The sequence below is a fragment of the Saccharothrix australiensis genome (genome assembly GCF_003634935.1).
GTDB classification, from domain to species: Bacteria; Actinomycetota; Actinomycetes; order Mycobacteriales; family Pseudonocardiaceae; genus Actinosynnema; species Actinosynnema australiense.
The window spans coordinates 1438815-1456307 of record NZ_RBXO01000001.1; the positions used below are offsets into that span (position 1 = coordinate 1438815).

The 17493-nt window shown below is 75.1% G+C and carries 14 protein-coding genes; 6 read left to right on the plus strand and 8 right to left on the minus strand.

Features of this window, described 5'->3' with window-relative positions; translation table 11 throughout:
- Positions 1-234 precede the first annotated feature (234 nt).
- Together C8E97_RS06835 and C8E97_RS06840 are read left to right on the plus strand one after the other, a co-directional pair.
- Positions 235-672 (plus strand): DUF6010 family protein, encoded by a 438-nt coding sequence (locus C8E97_RS06835; RefSeq protein WP_121002688.1) that lies wholly within the window; start codon positions 235-237, stop codon positions 670-672.
- Between the two features lie 120 nt (positions 673-792).
- Positions 793-1278 (plus strand): nucleotide exchange factor GrpE, encoded by a 486-nt coding sequence (locus tag C8E97_RS06840; RefSeq protein WP_170211669.1) that lies wholly within the window; start codon positions 793-795, stop codon positions 1276-1278.
- A 147-nt stretch (positions 1279-1425) separates the two neighbouring features.
- On the opposite strand, the gene C8E97_RS06845 is transcribed toward C8E97_RS06840, so the two are convergent.
- Genes C8E97_RS06845 through C8E97_RS06870 form a run of 6 tightly spaced genes read right to left on the minus strand, consistent with a single transcriptional unit; the run spans position 1426 to position 10510 of the window.
- Positions 1426-3036 (minus strand): TRAFAC clade GTPase domain-containing protein, encoded by a 1611-nt coding sequence (locus tag C8E97_RS06845; protein ID WP_121002692.1) that lies wholly within the window; start codon positions 3034-3036, stop codon positions 1426-1428.
- 1 nt (position 3037) lies between these two features.
- Positions 3038-5293 (minus strand): GTPase-associated protein 1-related protein, encoded by a 2256-nt coding sequence (locus C8E97_RS06850; protein ID WP_121002694.1) that lies wholly within the window; start codon positions 5291-5293, stop codon positions 3038-3040.
- Positions 5293-6042 carry a hypothetical protein gene (locus tag C8E97_RS06855; protein WP_121002697.1) on the minus strand — a complete coding sequence of 250 codons (750 nt, stop codon included), beginning with the start codon at positions 6040-6042 and terminating at the stop codon, positions 5293-5295. The genes C8E97_RS06850 and C8E97_RS06855 overlap by 1 nt, the downstream gene beginning before the upstream one ends.
- 27 nt (positions 6043-6069) lie before the next feature.
- Positions 6070-6393, minus strand: a complete 324-nt coding sequence (locus C8E97_RS06860; RefSeq protein WP_121002699.1) for a hypothetical protein — start codon at positions 6391-6393, stop codon at positions 6070-6072.
- Positions 6393-8939: a hypothetical protein gene (locus C8E97_RS06865; protein ID WP_121002701.1), complete on the minus strand. Its 2547-nt coding sequence runs from the start codon at positions 8937-8939 to the stop codon at positions 6393-6395. The genes C8E97_RS06860 and C8E97_RS06865 overlap by 1 nt, the downstream gene beginning before the upstream one ends.
- Positions 8936-10510 carry an Hsp70 family protein gene (locus C8E97_RS06870; RefSeq protein ID WP_121002703.1) on the minus strand — a complete coding sequence of 525 codons (1575 nt, stop codon included), beginning with the start codon at positions 10508-10510 and terminating at the stop codon, positions 8936-8938. Before C8E97_RS06870 ends, C8E97_RS06865 begins: the two co-directional genes overlap by 4 nt.
- Before the next feature lie 378 nt (positions 10511-10888).
- Here C8E97_RS06870 and C8E97_RS06875 point away from each other — a divergent pair, with 378 nt between their 5' ends.
- The 4 genes from C8E97_RS06875 (at position 10889) to C8E97_RS06890 (ending at position 15600) form a co-directional block, all read left to right on the plus strand.
- The gene (locus C8E97_RS06875) at positions 10889-11827 is read left to right on the plus strand and encodes a hypothetical protein (protein WP_246018711.1); all 939 of its coding nucleotides are present in this window, start codon (positions 10889-10891) and stop codon (positions 11825-11827) included.
- Between the two features lie 434 nt (positions 11828-12261).
- A complete protein-coding gene (locus C8E97_RS06880) occupies positions 12262-14562 on the plus strand; it encodes a glycoside hydrolase domain-containing protein (protein ID WP_211346929.1) in 2301 nt (766 codons plus the stop codon).
- 37 nt (positions 14563-14599) lie between these two features.
- Entirely contained in the window at positions 14600-14923 is a 324-nt protein-coding gene (locus C8E97_RS06885) for a hypothetical protein (protein WP_121002705.1), read from the plus strand.
- Positions 14924-14925: 2 nt separating this feature from the next.
- Positions 14926-15600: a hypothetical protein gene (locus tag C8E97_RS06890; RefSeq protein ID WP_121002707.1), complete on the plus strand. Its 675-nt coding sequence runs from the start codon at positions 14926-14928 to the stop codon at positions 15598-15600.
- A 119-nt stretch (positions 15601-15719) separates the two neighbouring features.
- Here the strand turns inward: C8E97_RS06890 and C8E97_RS06895 are convergent, their stop codons facing one another.
- Entirely contained in the window at positions 15720-16373 is a 654-nt protein-coding gene (locus C8E97_RS06895; protein ID WP_121002709.1) for a response regulator, read from the minus strand.
- Positions 16370-17482, minus strand: a complete 1113-nt coding sequence (locus C8E97_RS06900) for a sensor histidine kinase (RefSeq protein WP_246018713.1) — start codon at positions 17480-17482, stop codon at positions 16370-16372. Before C8E97_RS06900 ends, C8E97_RS06895 begins: the two co-directional genes overlap by 4 nt.
- Between the last annotated feature and the right edge of the window lie 11 nt (positions 17483-17493).

The window sequence follows — 17493 nt, forward strand, 5'->3', positions numbered from 1 at the left end:
CGGGTCGCCGGTCGCACCACCGGCGCACCGCGGTCGGAAAAGCGACCGGAACGGCGGTCGGACCGCCGGCCGGGACAGCGGTCGGACCGCCGGCCCGGACAGCGGTCGGACCGCGGGCCGCGCCCGCCGGCCGAATCCCGTTGGTCGTTGTCCTTCCGGCCGCTCCCGGCGCAGGCCCCCGCTTCCTACCGTCGGAGCCTGAGCCCTTCGTCCCGAGGAGATGTCGGAACAGTCATGATCGTTGTCACCGCAGTGCTGATCGGCGTCGCGTACGTCGTCGTCAACTCGTTGATCCGGGAACCGCACCGCCGCCGCTTCAACGCCGTCATGGTCGGCGGGGCCGGGGCCGCCTACCTCAGCGGTGGCGGGTTCGGCCCGGTGGAGTTCGCTTTCACGATCGTCCTGACCTATTGCGCCTTCCGGGGCCTGGAGTCGTGGCGGTTCATCGGCGTCGCCTGGCTCCTGCACACCGCGTGGGACGTGGCGCACCACCTGAAGGGCAACCCGATCATCCCGTTCGCCGACCACTCCTCGCTGGGCTGCGCGATCTGCGACCCCGTGATCGCGCTGTGGTGCTTCGCGGGCGGTCCGTCGATCACCGACCGGGTCCGGGCGCGCTTCACCCGCGGCGCCGACCGGTTGGTGGACGCGAACCGCGTGGACAATCGGTGAACCGGCAGTCGGGGAATCGTTTCGCGAATGCCGGAAGGAGGTGACGCGAAAGGTGCGCACCTCTTGCCCTGGGCATTCCGTTCACTTGTCCGGTGGGTGTCGGTTCCTTATCTTGAGCGCGTGGCAGAAAACGTCGAAGCGGTGCTGGCCGGGATCAACGCCGAACTCGCCGGCCTGCACGCGCAGAGCCGGTTCCTCAACGAGGTGATCGACCGCCTGCACGCGGAGAACGAGCGGCTGCGCGACGCCGAGGCGCAGCGGACCCTCCAGCCGGCGCTGCGCGACCTGGTCAAGCTCGCCGACGACTGGCGCAGCCGCCGCGCCGCGCTGGCCGACGAGGGCGACGGCGGCCTCGCCGGCCTGTGCGACGAGGTCGTGGAGGACGTCACGCTCGTCCTGGAACGCCAGGGCGTCGACGAGTTCCACCCCGAGGTCGGCGCCGGGTTCGACCGCCACGAGCAGCGCTCGGTCGGCACGCGGCCCACCGACGACGCCGACCTCGACGGCCGGGTCGCCGAGGTGCGCCGCCCCGGGTACCGGGTCGGGGCCAAGGTCGTCCGGTTCGCCGAGGTCGTCGTCTTCAAGGCCGCGCCGCCCGCGTCGTGACCCGCCGCACGGCTCGCGGCGACGCCGGCGGCCCGGCTCACCACACCAGCCACAGCACGGCCGACACGGTGAGGGCCAGTGCCGTCCCCAGCAGCGCCGTCGCGACCCGGCGGCCGGTCGCGACCGCCGCGGGCACCTCGTCGTCGGTCACCCCTCCTCCTTCCGGTCGAGCAGCCACCGCAGCGGGGCGGCCGGGTCGTCGTTGACGGTGTCGTGCTGCCCGCCCACCTCGACGGCGTCCCGGTAGCTGACCGCGAAGCACGACACCGCGGCGAAGTGGTTGTCCAAAGAGGACAGCACGTCGTGCTGGCCGTTCGCGGTCAGCCAGGAGCGGATCGCCCGGTCGCGCTCGGCGCGCGGCGCGGCGCCCAGGCCGGCGCACGGGTGGGCGGCGCCGGCCGGGTCGAGCAGCCCGTCGCACTTGGTCAGCACCAGCGCGACCGGGATGCCGATCCGGTTGTCGCGGCGGGCCGAGCCGCGTTCGACCAACGCCTCCACGAACCTCTCCAGCACCTCCTTGGGCGCGGTGTGCGACGCGCTCACCCTGCCCAGCACCGCGCGGTCGGTGTCGGCCCGCACCTGGCGCAGCGAGAACGGGTCCACGATGAACACGACGCCCTTGGTGAACGCCAGGAACTGCGCGTCGGCCAGGTGGTCGACGCTCGCCACGTGCTCGCCCGCCGGGTCGTAGAGGTAGAGCAGCCGACGCGCCCGGCCACGGCCCACGAACACGTTGTAGGCGCGGGGTTTGACGGTCGCCGTCTTGAGCGCGCGGCTCGGGTCGAGGTGCACGCCCAGCTCCACGTTGCGCTCGAAGGACTCCTTCGCGCGCGGGTCGGCGAACTCGAAACCCTCGTCGCGCAGCCTCAGCCGGGACACCGCGCTGTGCATGAAGACCGACTTGCCCGCCTTGGGCCCCGCGACCACCGTGATGTGCACCGTGGGCGCGGACAGGCCCTTCTCGGGCAACTCGTGGCGGCACGCGCCGCACTGGGCGCTCAGCCGGTTCTTGCCCAGCGCCAACAGAGTCGGCAGCACGCGGTGGCAGCGGCACGTGCGGCGCAGCACGCCCGCCGTGCCGGGCACCAGCTTCCGGTGCGCCGCGCCGCAGCCCGGCGCGTCGCACCGGTAGATCGGCCGCGTCACGCGCTCGTGGCACGCCGGGCACTCCAGCGTGATGCCGCGCAGGAACAGCACGCCGAACTCCAGCAGCCGCGCGCCGCCCGCGGTGAGCAGCGCGCCGGTCACGAGCACCACCAGCAGCGCCAGGAAGACCAGCGACGTGAACGCCACGAGTGCCGCCGCCGCCAGCGCGCCGCCGACCAGGCCCGCGACGGCGGCGACGGCGGCGGGCACCGCCAGCAGGCCCGGCAGCACCGTGTCCTCGCGCCAGTCCCACACCCGTTCCACCATCGGTGGCGCCGGTCGGACGACCGGGTCGTCCGCCTCGTCGCGCACGACCCTGGCCCACATCCGCCGGTAGGTCTGGGCGAGCACCTTGCGGTAGTCCAGCAGCACCGGGCCGGCGTAGTAGCTGCGGTAGGCCGGGTCCGGCCCGGTGTCGGACGGCTGCGGCGGCGCGATGCGCAGGTGCCCGATCGGGCCGTGCGGCGTGAAGCCCGCGAACGCGGCGGTGGCGAACTCGGCCATGCCCACGCAGAACGCCACGCACGCGCCGACCGCGGCGGTGAGGCCGAGGGCGTACGGCCCCACCGTGCACAGCAGGGCGAGCAGCAGCAGGACCACCACGGGGTGCACGTCAGGCCCTCCGCCGGCGGAACAGGGACAGCGGTCCGCGCCGTTCGTGCCGCATCCGCCAGCTCTGCCACCACTTGGGCCAGCCCGCCTTCGGCGCGGGCACGTCGAGCGCGTCCGCCATCGGCTTGAGCCCCGCGCCGACCCGGTCCAGGTGCTTCGCCCGGCGCTTGCGCAGCGCGGCGGGCAGCGTCCGGTCGACCAACTCCTCCCTGGTGGACGCGTCACCCAGGGAACGCCACGCGACGACCACCGCCGCGACCTGGTGCGGTGGCGCGGTGGCCAGCACCTCGGCCGCGGTCGCCCGGTAGGCGGGCAGGAACACGTCGCGGTGCTCGTCCAGCGCCCGCTGGAGCAGGTCGCGGTGCGCACGGGGGTCCGCGCGCAGCACGAACGCCGCGACGGCGGCGGGCAGCCGGTCGCCCACCCCGTCGCGCAGGGTCGCCGCCAGCGCGAGGCCGGCCAGCACGACCCGTTCGCCGCCGGGGCCGGGCACGGCGGAGCGGAGGTGCGTGATGCTCTCGGCCGCCTTGAGCCCGTCGCGGTCGCCCGGCCGCAGGTGCGCCGCGAACGGCGACCGCAGCAGCGCGTCGACCAGGCCGTCCTCCTCGCGGCTGACCCGGTCGCGGCGCGCGGCCTCCAGCGCCCGCGCCACGATCCGCGCGCCGACGCCGCTGTCCAGGAGCACCTGTCCGGGCACGCGGCGCAGCAGCCGCACGGCGTCCTCCGCGGACGGGTCCTCCGGCCACAGGACCGGGCCGAGCCGCCGCCAGTCCACCGGGTGCGGTCGCGTCGGGTCGGCCATCACCCGCACCCGGTCCAGTTCGCCGTGCCGGGCCAGCGCCACCTCCGCGAGCAGCTCGACCCGTTCCCCGCCCCGGCCCGCGAGCAGGCGCGCCACCGCGAGCGGCAGCGCCGCCGCCAGCCGCGCGACCTCCCGCGGGTCCACGAGCCGGTGGTCGAGCACCCGGACCAGCGCGTCGACCAGGTCGCGCTGCTCGGCCAGCCGGTCCAGCACCACGGGCGTCGGCGCGCCGGTGAGCGCGGGCAGCACGACGTTCTCGGCGACGTCCGCCAGGTCGTCCGCCGCCAGCCGCGGCAGCCAGCAGCGGTCCGCGGTGCCCAGCGCCGCGACGAAGTACGTGCCGTAGAGCTTCGACGGCACGGGCTCGGCCTGGTGCCACGCGGTGCGCAGCACCTCCGACCAGCCGGCCACGTCCGTCGGACCGCCGATGTCCTGCACGGCGTCCGCGACCCGTTCCCAGGCTTGCCGGGGCACGCACCCGCGCATCCGGTCCACGGCCAGCCGCACGGCCGCGAGCAGCAGGTCCTCGGCCGCCGGCGCGGCGGGCAGCCCGAACGCCGCCTCCAGCAGCACCGCGAACGCGTCCAGCTCGGCGGCGGTGAGGCGCGGCTCGGCCCGTGCCGCGAGCTCCAGCGCGGCGGGCGTCGCGTCGCGCTCCCACAGCCGGGCCAGCGCCGCCGCGTACCGGGTGCCCTCGACGCCCGGCGGCCGGTCGTCGGTCAGGTCGAGCACGGTGAAGTCGCCGTAGGTCGGCAGCCGCACGTCCGGCGTCGTGCAGCTCACCAGCGCGCCCGACTCCTCCGGCCGCGCCGTGTACGTGGTGAACGAGACGCGCAGCCCCAGCGGGTGCGGCAGCGACCGGCAGGTGGCGGCGAGCCACCGCGCGGCCGACCGGTCGTCCGGCACCACCAGCACCAGCCGCTCCCGACCCGACACCAGCGCCCGCTGCGTCGCGCCGAGCACCGCTTCCAGCGCGGCGGTCGCGCCCCGGCCGCCCAGGAACCGGCGCGTGCTCGGCAGGTCGGTCTCGTCGCCGGGCGCGAGGGAGGTCACCTCGGGCAGGGTCGTCCCCCCGGACCTGGTGTGCGCCCACGCCCGGCTGCGCCACAGGTCGATCGGCAGCACGGCGCCGAGTTCGACCTCCACGTCGTCGAACACCAGGGCGTGGGCGAAGTAGTTGCCCATCCGGCCGGTGAAGTCCGCACCCGCGTACCTGCTCTGGAACAGCGTCGCCGCGCGCCCGGACGCCAGGTAGCCGAACGTGACGGGGAACCCGCTCAGGTCGGCGTCGCCCAACCGCCCGACCAGGCCGGGGCCCGGTTCGTAGGCGCTGGCGCGGACCGCCAGCTCGACCAGCCGGCGCGGTGTGCCCGGGGTCATCGCGCTGACCTGGAAGCCCTGGATGCCCTCCAGGCCGTCCTCGCAGGAGGTGTAGTGCAGTTGGCGGACGGCCATCACTTCCTCCTCGTCCGGATCGCCCCGAACCGGGCCAGCAACCACAACATCGGGTCCTCCAGGCGGTAGGGGTGCACCCCGGCGGGTGACAGGCGGGTGCCGCTGACCGGGGCCGCGCCGAGCGCGGACAGGCCGAAGTACCGGTAGGTCCGGAACGCGTTGGCGACCGTGCGGTCGAACGCCGGGTCGTACCAGCGGTCGAGCCAGCCGCGGACCTCCTCGTGGACGTCCCGGCCGTCCGCCTCGTCGTAGCCGCCGTCGTGCCGGGACGGTTGGCGCAACGGCGATTCCGGGCCGAACGTGTCGCGCAGCAGGTCGACCTTGGTGAGCGCGACCGCGAGCGGCGTGCGCAGCCGCTCGCCGGCCGTGCCGCGGCGGCGTTCGCGGAGCAGTTCGCCGAGCCGGTTCACGACGTGGAGCTGCTCGGTGAACCCGGTCTTCGCGGTGGCGCCCACCAGCTCGCGAACCTTGGGCATCTGCACCGGGTCGAGCAGGAGGACGATGCCCTCGGCCGCGTCGAGGTAGCCGATGAGCTGGTCCATCGCCCGCGCGTGCGCCACGTCCTCGCCCGCGGTGTCGTAGAAGACCGTGACCACCGGCGCGACGCGCGCGGGTCCGATGAGCCGTTCCCGCCGGAAGCGGAGGCTGAACATCAGCGGCTCCGGGGTGGACCGCTGCGCCGACGGCGTCTGGTGCACCGGGCGGCCCTCCTCGAACAGCGGCGTGGCGAAGTCGCGCGCGTAGCGCACCCGCGACGCCTCGCCGAGCAGGTCGAGCTACATGCCGGGGAACCGGGCGCTGACGTCGCCGCGCTGGAACTCGTGCACCAGCACGCCGACCCACGTGCTCTTGCCCGAGTCCGACGACCCGATCACGGCGATGGTGCGCCCGCCGCTGTCGAGGTACTCGCGCAGCAGGTCGCGGCCGCAGCCGGGGCACGCCCGACGGCCCTGCGGCAGGTTGCCGTGCGGGCAGCGGCCGTTCTTCAGGTCGCGCTCGCGGAACCGGGTCGCCCGGTCCGCGCAGCGCTCGCCGCAGCTCAGGCGGAGGTCGGCGCGGCGGTGCTTCGTCCAGCAGTAGGGGCAGGTCGCGGTCGCCATCAGGCTCCTCGCACGATGAGGTGGTCCGGTCGCAGCGGGACGAGGACGACGTGCTCGTCCAGGGAGAACGCCCGCAGGTGCACCGGGCGGCGCAGGTGGCGCGGCACCTCGAACGGCCGCCCGGCGGTCGACTCGCCGCCGGGCACGCGCAGCAGGACCTCGCCGTCGCCCGCGTCCATCGGCCGGATGCCCGACTTGGCCACCACGACCACGCCGGGCGTCACGTCGTCCTCGACGGCGAGGGCCCGGTGGCGCGACAGGAGCCCGACGCGCCGCACCGAGTAGCGCGCGGTGCGCGTCGCCGTCTCCCGGCGCACGGTGAGCGGGCCGAAGACCGGCGCGCCGTCGGCGGTCCGGGCGGTGCACACGCCGAACCAGTGGGCGCCCGCGGGCACCGTGACCGACACGCCGCGGTTGTCGTAGCCCACCCTGGTGATGTCCATTGTGGACGCTTCCGGGTCGGTCGGCCCGGTGGGCGCGGTGGACGCGCGCCACACCACGCGCGCCGCCGTCGCGCCCGGCGGCCACTCCCAGGTGACGCGCACCGTCGCGCCCAGCCGCTCCAGCCGCAGCGCGGTCACCGGGCCCTGCCGGGGGTCCACCGCGAACGGCGTGCCGATCGCGGCCAGCTCGCCGAGCACGGTCACGGGCACGAGGACGCGCCGCCTGCCCGGTTCGGCGGTCCGGCCGCGCAGCACGCCGCGGCCGGCGAGCACGTCGCCCGCCACCGGTGCGCCGAGCCGGCGCGCCTGCCGCGCCGACACCACCGCGGGCGCGGGCGGGTCCTCGCCGTCGCGCAGCTCCAGCAGCTCCACCTCGCCGCGCGGCGGGGGCGTCCACCGCGCCACCAGCTCGTCGTGGTCGACCTCGGCGACGAGGTCGACCACCCCGACCGGCACCTCCTGGCAGCTCGCGGACGCCACGACGCCCTCGCTGAGCGCGGTGCCGCCGCCGGGCAGGCGGTAGCGCGCCCGTACCCGGTAGCGGTAGGTCTCGCCGGGGCGCACGTCGTGGTCGACGAACGCGGTCGGGCGCGCCTCGCCGACCGGCGCGCCGGACCGGGTGACCACAGCGCCGTCCGCGCCGTCCGGCAACCGCCACCGGCCCGACACCGAGTCCGCCGCGCCGCGCACCGCCAGGTCCAGCACCTCGCCCAGGACGGTCACGGGCGCGGTGCGCGCCGCCCGCGCCGACGGGTTGCCGTCCCGCAGCGCGTGCACCTCGTACACCAGGGGCGTCCCGTTCGGCGGGTCCGGGTCGACCAGCTCGCCGGCCGCCGTGTCCGCCGCCAGCACGGTGCCGTCGCGGCTGACCCGGTACGCGACGCGGCCCGCCGTGGCGGCGCTCGGCGCCCACGTCACGACGACCCGCCCCGCGCGCACCACGGCCGTCGCGGACGGCGGCGCGGGCGGGCGGCACCGCTCCAGCGCGACGTCGACCCGCTCGTCGGCCAGCTCCTCGCGGACCCGGTGGTAACCGGCCACCGCCGCCTCGACGTCGGTCCGCTCCAGCTCGCGGCACCGGTCCAGCTCGGCGTCCAGCTCGGCCAGCCGCCGCGCCAGCCCGTCCCGCCGGCGCGACCACTCGTCGGGCAGCGCGGGCTGCTGGTCGAGCACCGCCAGCGCGGCCCGCAGCCGCAGGTCCAGCACCGCCCGCTGGTAGTTCGCCTGCCAGTCGGGTTCCGGCGCGGCGGTGGTGAACCGGCGGTCGCACCACGCCGCGTACGCCACCGCGTCCGGATCCCCGCCGACGCCCAGGGCGCGCAACCGGTCCGCCGCCGCGCGCGCCGCCGCGACGGTCTCGGCGTACCCGTAGGCCGCGCGGTCCAGCAGGTGGCCCACCACCTCGTGGCGCAGCACGTCGGCCAGCTCGCCGCTCTCCAGCCACCCCTGCACGAGCCGCAGCAGGGTGGTCTCGGCGGCGCTGTCGGACGAGCGCGACACGCGCAGCTCCTCCCGCCGCGCCGCGAGGCGCGGCCCGGTCGTGCCGAGGCCGCCCAGACCGGACAGGTAGTCCCACAGGGAGTCGTGCCGCAGCCGCGCCAGCACGCCCAGCACCTCCGCCCACCGGCCCGGTTCGGCCGGGCGCGGCAGGTCCACCGGCGTGCGCTCGCCGCCGCCGTTGCGCCGCAGGGCGGCCAAGACCGCGCTGCGCGGCACCTTCAGCGCGCGGGCCTGCGCGGCGACCTCGGCCGGCGGCAGGCCCGGCGCGTCGCGCACCCTCTCCCGCAGCGCGTCGGCCAGCTCGCGCGCCCGCCGCTCCACCAGCGCGCGGTGCGCGGCGCGCGAGGCGGGGTCGAGCAGGGTCCGGGCGGCGTCCTCGTGCTGCCCGCGCAGGATCTCCGCGGCCCGGCGGAACGCCCGGTACCGCTGCCGCGTGAACTGCCTGCCGACCTCGGCCAGCGCGGCCTCCACGGTCGCGCGGTCGGCCACGTCGTGGGGTAACAGGTAGACGCGGAACAGGTCCTCGTCCGGGCGCCAGCCGTCCTGCACCGGCTTGAGCACCTCGTCGACGAACCGGGCCGCGTCGAACTCCCAGCCGGTCACCGCCGCAGCGCGGGCAGCGGTGCCCGCTTGACCTCTTCCGGCACCAGGCCGCTGATCTTCGCCGCCAGCTCGATCCGCTCGCCGTTCGCGGCGGCGGCCGTGATGTGCAGGATGCCGTCCGCCCCCAGGTTGAACGAGACCTCCAGCGGCTGCCCGGCCGGACCCGGCGGCAGTTCCGTGAGCGTGCCCTTGACCAGCTCCAGGTTGTCCGCCAACTCGGCGCTCAGCACGTCGGTGGTCGACTCGTACACCGCGATGTCGACCGCGCGCTGCCCGTCGTGGACGGTGCGGAAGGTGTCCCGCGGCCGGGCCGGGATCTCGTCGTTCGGCTTGATCAGCCAGCTCACCACCAGGTCGCTGTCGGGGTCGTCGCTGTCGCGCAGGACGGCGATGCCGTAGCCCTTGGACGTGACGTCGACGATCCTGGGCAGCGCCGCGCCGCCCGGCAGGCCGCGGGCCGCCACCGGTTCGCCGTCGGTCTCCGCGACGCTGTGGGCCGCGAACAGCGCCGCGCCCCTGGCCACGATCTGGTCCGGGTCGGCGAGCTGCGGCGTCGGCAGGTCGGGGAACCCGGCGGCCAGCCGCTCCTTCACCGCGGGCGAGTGCGACATGCCGCCCACCAGCAGGAAGTCGTCGACGCGTTCGACGCCCTTGGCCCGCGCGTGCCCGAGCACGTCCCGCGTGAAGTCGAGGGTCCGGCCGATCAGGTCGGCCGTCGCCTCCTCGTACTCCGCGCGGGTGACCGTGATCTTGGCGCGCCGCCCGTCGGCGATCACCGTGCCGCTGTAGGCGTCCCGGCGGCTGAGCGCCTTCTTGGCCTCCTCGGCCAGCAGCTCGATGGAGCCCGCCGCGTCGAGGTCCGTGCGCGGGTCGGCGTCGGGGTGCTGCTCGGCGAACTTCGCGCACACCAGGTCGACGAGCCGGGCGTCCCAGTCCGCGCCGCCGAGCCGGTGGTCGCCGCCGGTGGCCACGACCCGGATCTCCGCCGACGACACCCTGATGACGGTGACGTCGAACGTGCCGCCGCCGAGGTCGTAGACGAGCACGGACCGCTCGCCGCCCGCCGACACGAGCCCGTACGCGATGGCCGCCGCGGTCGGCTCGTTGATGATGTTCAGGACCGCCAGGCCCGCCATCTCGCCCGCGTCGCGGGTGGCCTGGCGCTCGGCGGCGCCGAAGTACGCGGGCACCGTGATCACGGCGTCGGCGAGCGGGCCGGACGCGGGCACCTCGACGCCGAGCACGGCGAGCGCGTCCTCGACGACCTGGCGCAGGATGATCGCGGACACCTGCTGCGGGTACAGCTCGCGGTCCTCGACGTCGACCGTGTACCCCTCCTCGCCCATGTGGCGCTTGACGAGGGAGACGACCCGGCCGGGCTCGTTGCGCAGCTCGTTCTTGGCGAACTTGCCGACCGTGGCGTTGCCGCTGTGCTCGAAGAACACCACCGACGGGGTGGTGAGGTCGCCCTCCTGGTTGGGCAGCACCGACACCCGGTGGTTCTCGTCGAGCGAGGCGACGCAGGAGTAGGTCGTGCCCAGGTCGATGCCGAGGACGGGGCGACGGGTCATGGGTGGCGGTCCTTCTCGGTGCGCGGCGGGGAGGGGAGCGTGCGGAGGCGGGCGCCGCGGTCCCACCGGTGCGGACCGGGGCGCGCGATGGCTGCGTAATGGTTACCACAACCGGGCGTCGGTCGTTCGTCTTTTCCCGTTCGGATACCGCAAAGGTCCGCAGAAATGCGGGTATGCGACCGGTTGTGCCCATTCACCCGTCATTCCGGCGGTCGTGCTCCGGTCGCGCGGACGGCGCGGCGCCAGTCCGCACCCGGTGTTATGGCGAAGTGGGAGTAGGAGCGGGGGAGCGGGGTCGCTACCGTCCGCCCTGACGACGCGACAGAGCCGCGCCCGGCCCCCTGCCACGGCCCGCGCCGCTCGCGAAAAGAGGTCCCTGTGAGTCGAACACGCACCGCGCGCCTGGTGGTCGCGGCCCTCGTCCTGGTCCTCGGGCCGGGCACCGCCGCCGCCGCGACGCCCGGCCCAGCCCCCGCCGCCGCCGAGCCCTACTGCTACGAGGAGCCGTCGCAGCCACGCGCCGACGTCAGCGACCTCAAGGCGGGCTTCACCTCGGCCAACTGGATGCAGACGCTCCAGGCCATGTACAAGCGGCGGTGGCCCAGTGGGGAGGCGTTGGCCGTCGCCCAGGCCCGCGACCCGTACTGGAACCAGTTCGTGAACAAGAACAGCTTCGAGGCGTTCGCCGAGTCCATGATGGTCGCCATCCACGAGGAGACCCACATGTGGGACCTCGACGGCTCGCGGACGCGCTGGAACGTGCACACCGCCGCCTGGATCGACGCGTCCCGCCAGGTCCTCCAGATCCCGCTGCACGACGGGTTCGCCCGCAAGGAGATCCTGCCGCTGATCAAGGACCGGTACTCCGACTCGATGGACGGCATCTACCTCCGCGACCGCACCCAGGGCGAGTACCACCTCCAGGGCGTCCTGGCGGAGCTGAACGCCGGCCTCACGGGACTCCCGGCCGCGACGGTGGTGCAGGAGTACATCAAGGGCGTGGGCGCGAGCAACGCCCGCGACATCGCCGCCACCAACCTGCGCTACCTGCTGCTGTACCTGCGCGTGGCCAAGGACCGCCACGCCGCCTACTGGGCGAAGATCAAGAACGAGCCCAAGCTGCGCGACCTGGTGCTGACCCAGTTCCTGCGCACGGCGTACTGGCTGGAGAAGTCCGCGCCGTACACGGGCAAGCTCGGCAGCGCCAACGCGGACAAGATCACCGCGACCAACTACGCGCCGGAGAACATCGCCATCCTGGAGGAGTTCACCGGGCGGAAGGTGCGCTTGGACAACCAGAAGAACTGCACCGCCTGACCGCCGGGCGCGGTCGGCTCGGTCCCGGCTCGGGAGGGGCTTTCCCTCCCGAGCCGTCGCGCGCGGGACCTCCCCGTGCCCCCGCGCCCCCGGGGCCTTCACGTGCCCCGCCCGGGGCCTCCACACCTCGTTCACACGTCGTTGACACGTCTTCCGGCGATGGCTTAGCGTCGATTCCACCTGCCGAGGGGGCAGCGGACGAGAGGGCCGGAAATGGTTCTGGTGGGCTGCTCCTCCTGATGCCCCGGTGACCAAGTACCCGTTTCCGGTGGGTTCTCCCGGTCGGCGCGGCGCGGTTCTCCCGGTCGCGTTCGGCGGCTTCTTCCCGGTTCTTCCGAATGACGGGCGCGCGTGGTGGTGCGCGCCGAGGGGCGTGATGGGGTTGCTCGTGGTGGGCCCGGTGGTGCGGCGCGGTGTCGCGGGGGGTGTGGGCGGTGGTTGACCCGAAGGTGTTGGAAGCCCAGCAGTGGGTGAACAAGAACTACGGATCGGTGCCGGGTTACCAGCGGTGCGCGGAGGACGGGCGGACCGGGTGGGGCGTGATGTACTCGCTCACCCGCGCGCTCCAGCACGAACTGGGCATCACCGCCCTGTCCGACTCGTTCGGCCCGACGACGCTGGCCAGGCTCGGCGAGCGCGGTCCGATCGGACCCGGCTACCCCCACCAGAGGATCGTGCAGATCGCCAAGCACGGCTTGTTCTGCAAGGGCTACTGGGCGGGTGACGCGGCGAGCGGCGTGTACGAGGGCATCACCTCCGACGCCGTCCGCGACCTCAAGGCCGACATCGGGTTCGCGTCCGACGGGCGGCTCACGCCGAAGGTGTTCAAGGCGCTGCTGAACATGGACGCCTACACCCTACAGTCCGGCGGCCGGCCGGAGGTCCGCGACATCCAGCGCTGGCTCAACGCCTCCTACCTGGACAAGTCGACGTTCTTCGTCATCCCCTGCGACGGCCACTACTCGCGCGACGTGCAGGTGGCGCTGATGCGCGCGATCCAGTACCAGATCGGCATCCCCGAGGACCAGGCCACCGGCAACTTCGGGCCGGGCACGCAGGACGGCCTGCGCCGCAACACCGCCCGGCCCGGCTCGCCGGCCGGGTGGGTGCGCCTGTTCAGCGCCGCGTGCGTGTTCAACGGCCCCGCCGACGGGGTCTCCGCCGGGTTCACGTCCACCTGGGACGCCGCGCTCGGCGCGTTCGTGGCCGCGTTCCAGGGTTTCTCCCTGCTGGCGCGGACCGGTGTCGGCGACTACGCCACCTGGGCGCAGCTGCTGGTGTCCAGCGGCGACCCGGACCGGCCGGCGGGCGCGTGCGACACCCGGTTCCACATCAGCGTCGCGCGGGCGCGGGCGCTGAAGGCCGCCGGCTACCACGTCGTCGGCCGCTACCTCGACGAGGACCCGTGGGGCACGCTCGACAAGGAGATCCAGCCGGGCGAGCTGGAGGCGATCTTCGCGGGCGGCCTGCGGGTGTTCCCCATCTCGCAGTACGCGTCCGACGCGGTCGGCGACTTCACCTGGTCCAAGGGCTACGACCACGCGCTGCGCGCCCACGACCGCGCCGTCGGCTACGGCTTCAACCGGGGCACGGTCATCTACTTCGCCGTCGACTACGACGCCACGGGCGAGCAGATCACCAGCAACATCGTCCCGTACTTCCAGGGCGTGCAGGCCGGGCTCGCCACGCGCGGCAAGCGGTACGTCGCCGGCGTCTACGCGTCCCGCAACGTGTGCACGCGGGTCAGCGACGAGGCGTTCGCCCGCTTCTCGTTCGTCTCCGGCATGTCGTGGGGCTTCTCCGGCAACCTGGGCTTCCCGCTGCCCGCGAACTGGTCGTTCAACCAGATCAAGGAGTTCTCGTTCGACGCGGGCGGCGGCGACCGGTTCGACCTGGACCGCGACGTGCACCGCGGCAACGACCCCGGCGTGGGGCGGGAGAACGTCGGCGGCGAGGACTCGCCCGTGGACGCCTTCCTGCGCTACATCGACGGCCTGTACGCCACCGCGGTCGCGTACGGCGGCGACGCGAACCTCCGCGTCCTGGAGTACCTGCGCCACCCCACCTACACCGGCGTCTGGTCCGGCTGGGAAATGCTCATCGGCGACGTCGACCAGGCGTGGATCGAGTACGCGCGGGCGCACGCGCCGGCCAAGGTCGAGAGCTACCAGGACCCGACCTACGGCATCACCGTCCACGTCGACCACCTCGCGGCCACCGCGAACGCCGTCTACCTCAAGGGCGACGGCGGGCGCGGGGACTTCGGCGGCTGGGCCGGCGACCTGGCCACGTTCTACGGCGAGTGGCGCTCGCACGGCGAGGAGTACGCCTCCGGGTACGCGTTCTGCGCCGACCGCCTGGCGAAGATCAACCAGCTCTCGTCGTTCCCGCTCAACGACCTCGTCGAGGACGCGGACGGCTACCTGATCGGCCGCGCGGCGCGCGGCGGCGCCCGGATCGACCAGGCCATCCGCGCCCACCTCACCGACGGGCACCGGACCAGGTTCCGGCGGTTCCACGCCGACCGCTACGGCGGCACCGCGCGCGGCGCGCGCGACGCCGCCTGGACCGCGCTGGTCGGGACCACGGGCGACGCGCAGCTCGCGGGGCTCACCGAGGCCGCGATCCGCAAGACCGGCGGCGCCTGCCTGCTGCCCGGCCAACTGCCCGCCGACAAGCTCGAACCCTTCCTACAGGGCTACGCCGAGACCGTCGACCGGATGTCGCGCGGCTGAGGAGCGCCCCCGGCGGCGTGCGCGAGGAAGGGACGGCTTGGGCAGCCCGCGTGCTCGGCGGTGGACCGTCGCGGCGGCGTGCGCGCCGCCGGCGGCGCTCCTGGTCTACGCCTGGGGCGCGATCCACATGTACGCGCCGGACATCCGGGAGGCGTGCGCCCTCGACCACGGCGGGTGGGACCGCGCCTACGGGCAGGTGTCCTACTTCCCGTTGTCCCGCAAGTGCAACGCCTACACCGACATGGTGCCCCCCTACGTCACACCGACCGTCGTCGTGCTGCTGGCGGCGACCGCGCTGTTCACCTGCCTCGCCGTCGCCGCCCGCCACGACCACGCCACCCGACACCGCAAGGAGCGCTGAGCATGAACGAACCCACCGCGGCCGCGGACCGGTTGGGCCGCCGCCGGTTCCTGTCCATCACCGGCGGTCTCGTGGCCGCCGCGTCCGTCGGGCTCGCCGCGCCCGGCGCGGCGTCGGCCGCGCCGGGCGGGCACCCGACCGCGCCGGTGGCGGGCCGTCCCGTGCAGGCGCGCCCGGACCGGGTCGCCACCTACCAGATCGAGGGGTCGGACGCGTCGGTGGCGCTGCCGGCGGGCCCGGCCGCCGCGGTGCTGCTGCACGTCGCGCGCCGCTTCCACTACGAGATCGGCACGCTGAGGGCGGGTGACGTCACCGGGTACGCCACCGGGCCGTCGGCGGGCGACCCGTTCGAGGCGGTCTACCGCGCAGGCACCGCGCTCGCGATCCGGCCGTCGATGTACCCGGCGGGTGCGACCGGCGGCCTGTTCCCGCACGAGGTGGCGATCGTGCGCGACGTGCTCGCCGAGTGCGAGGGCGTCGTGCGGTGGGGCGGCGACCACCCGAAGACGCCGAAGGAGGGCCACTTCCAGCTCGACGTGCCGCCGCGCGACCCGGCGCTGGAGCGGGTGGCGCGGAAGCTCGGCGGGCAGGGGGCGGGCGCGCCGGCCGACCCGTTCACGCCGGACCGTCGGCGGGCGGCGGAACGGCTGGCGGAGCGGCAGGTCGCCGGCCGCTGAGCCACCCGCACCGCTGGGACGTCCCGGTGCACACCCGCCCTGCCGAACCGCCCCGCCGGGATGAGCGACGCCTCGTCGAGCGGTCCGCCCGGTCGGTGGTCGCCGGCCGGGCGGGGCGGTCAGTCGGCGGTCAGGCCCGCCTCGTGGGCGAGGATCGCGGCCTGCACGCGGTTCTCCAGGTCGAGGCGGGTGAGGATGGTGCTCACGTGGCCCTTCACCGTGCCCTCGACCAGGTTCAGGCGGGCGGCGATCCGGGCGTTGGACAGCCCCGCGGCCACCAGCGCCAGCACCTCCCGCTCGCGCGGCGTGAGCAGGTCGGTCCTGGCTCGCGCGGTGGCCGTGCGGGTCAGGTCGCCCGCCCGCAGGCCCGCGATCACGCGCGCCGCCACCTTCGGCGACAGGTAGGCGCCGCCGTCGGCGACCGCGTGCACGCCCGCCAGCAGCTCGCGCGGGTCGCCCGACTTGAGCAGGAAGCCCCGCGCGCCGCCGTCCAGGGCCTTCGCCAGGTACTCGTCGTCGCCGAACGTGGTCAGGATCGCCACCGCCACCGACGGGGCCGCCGCGGTGATGCCCGCCGTCGCGGTCAGGCCGTCCACGCGCGGCATCCGGACGTCCAGCAGCGCCACGTCCGGCCGGTGCGCGATGGCCAGGTCCACCGCCTCCCGCCCGTCGGCGGCCTCGGCCACCACCTCGACCCGCGGGTCGGTCGCGAGGATGGCCCGCACCCCCGCCCGGATCATGGCCTCGTCGTCCGCGAGCAGTACCCGGATCACGCTTCCCCCGTGTGCGGCAGGGTGGCGACGACCTCGAAGCCGTCGGCACCGCGGTGTGCCTCGAACGTGCCGCCCACCAGCCGCACGCGTTCCCTCAGCCCGGCCAGGCCCAGCCGCCCGCCCGCGCCCCGGCGTGCGGTCGGCGGCACGGCGTTGGTCGCGCTGACCGTCACCGTCGTCCCCGTGTTCACCACGCGGATGCGCACCGGCTCGCCGGGCGCGTGCTTGGTGGCGTTGGTCAGCGCCTCCCGCACCACGTGGTGCGCGGTCCGCTCGGTGAGGTGCGGCAGGGCCGTCGGGCCGGTCCACTCCAGCGTGGCGGGCACCCCCGCCCGCACCGCGCCGGCCACCACGTCCGCGACGCCCTCGGTGGCCGGGTGCAGCGGCGAAGACTCGCCGTCCCGCAGGATCGCGACGAGGTCGGCGAGGCGCTCGGTCGCGGACGCGGCGGCGGCGCGCAGGTCCGCCACCGCCGCCCGGTGGTGCTCCGCCAGGTCGGGCGCCAGCTCCAGGGCACCCGCGCGCAGCGCCAGCAGGCTCAGCTCGTGCCCGAGCGTGTCGTGCATGTCGTGCGCGATCCGCGCGCGCTCCCGGAAGTGGACGTGCCCGGCCGCCGCCGCCGCCAGGTCGGCGTGCTGCCGGACCGAGCGGCCGACGAGCCAGGGCAGCGCGACGGCCGTGGTCAGGAGGACCAGGCCGGTGGCCCACTCGTACGCACCGACCAGGCTCAGCGGGACGGTCGCCGCCACGCCCGCCCCGATCGCCGCGAGGGCGGGCGCGGTGCGGGGCGCGCGGCGGCCGGCGAGGAAGGCGGCCACGCCGAGGGCGGCGCCGACGGCCGCGCTCCACGGCGGCAGGACGCCGCCGCCCACGGCAGGCGAGAGCACCTGGGCGGCGACGGCGCACCCGCCCAGGGCCACCTGCGGGAACGGCCCGAGCAGCGCCGTGACCGCCACGGGCGCGAGCACGGCTCCCGCGTAGGCCCAGCCCGTCGGCTCGCCGGACAGGGCGACCAGCGTCACCAGCGCCACCTGGACGGCCGCGGCCCACGGCGGGATGCGCGCCCACGCGGGGATGCGCGCCCACGCGGCGGCCCTGGCACTCGTCACGGCCACGGACG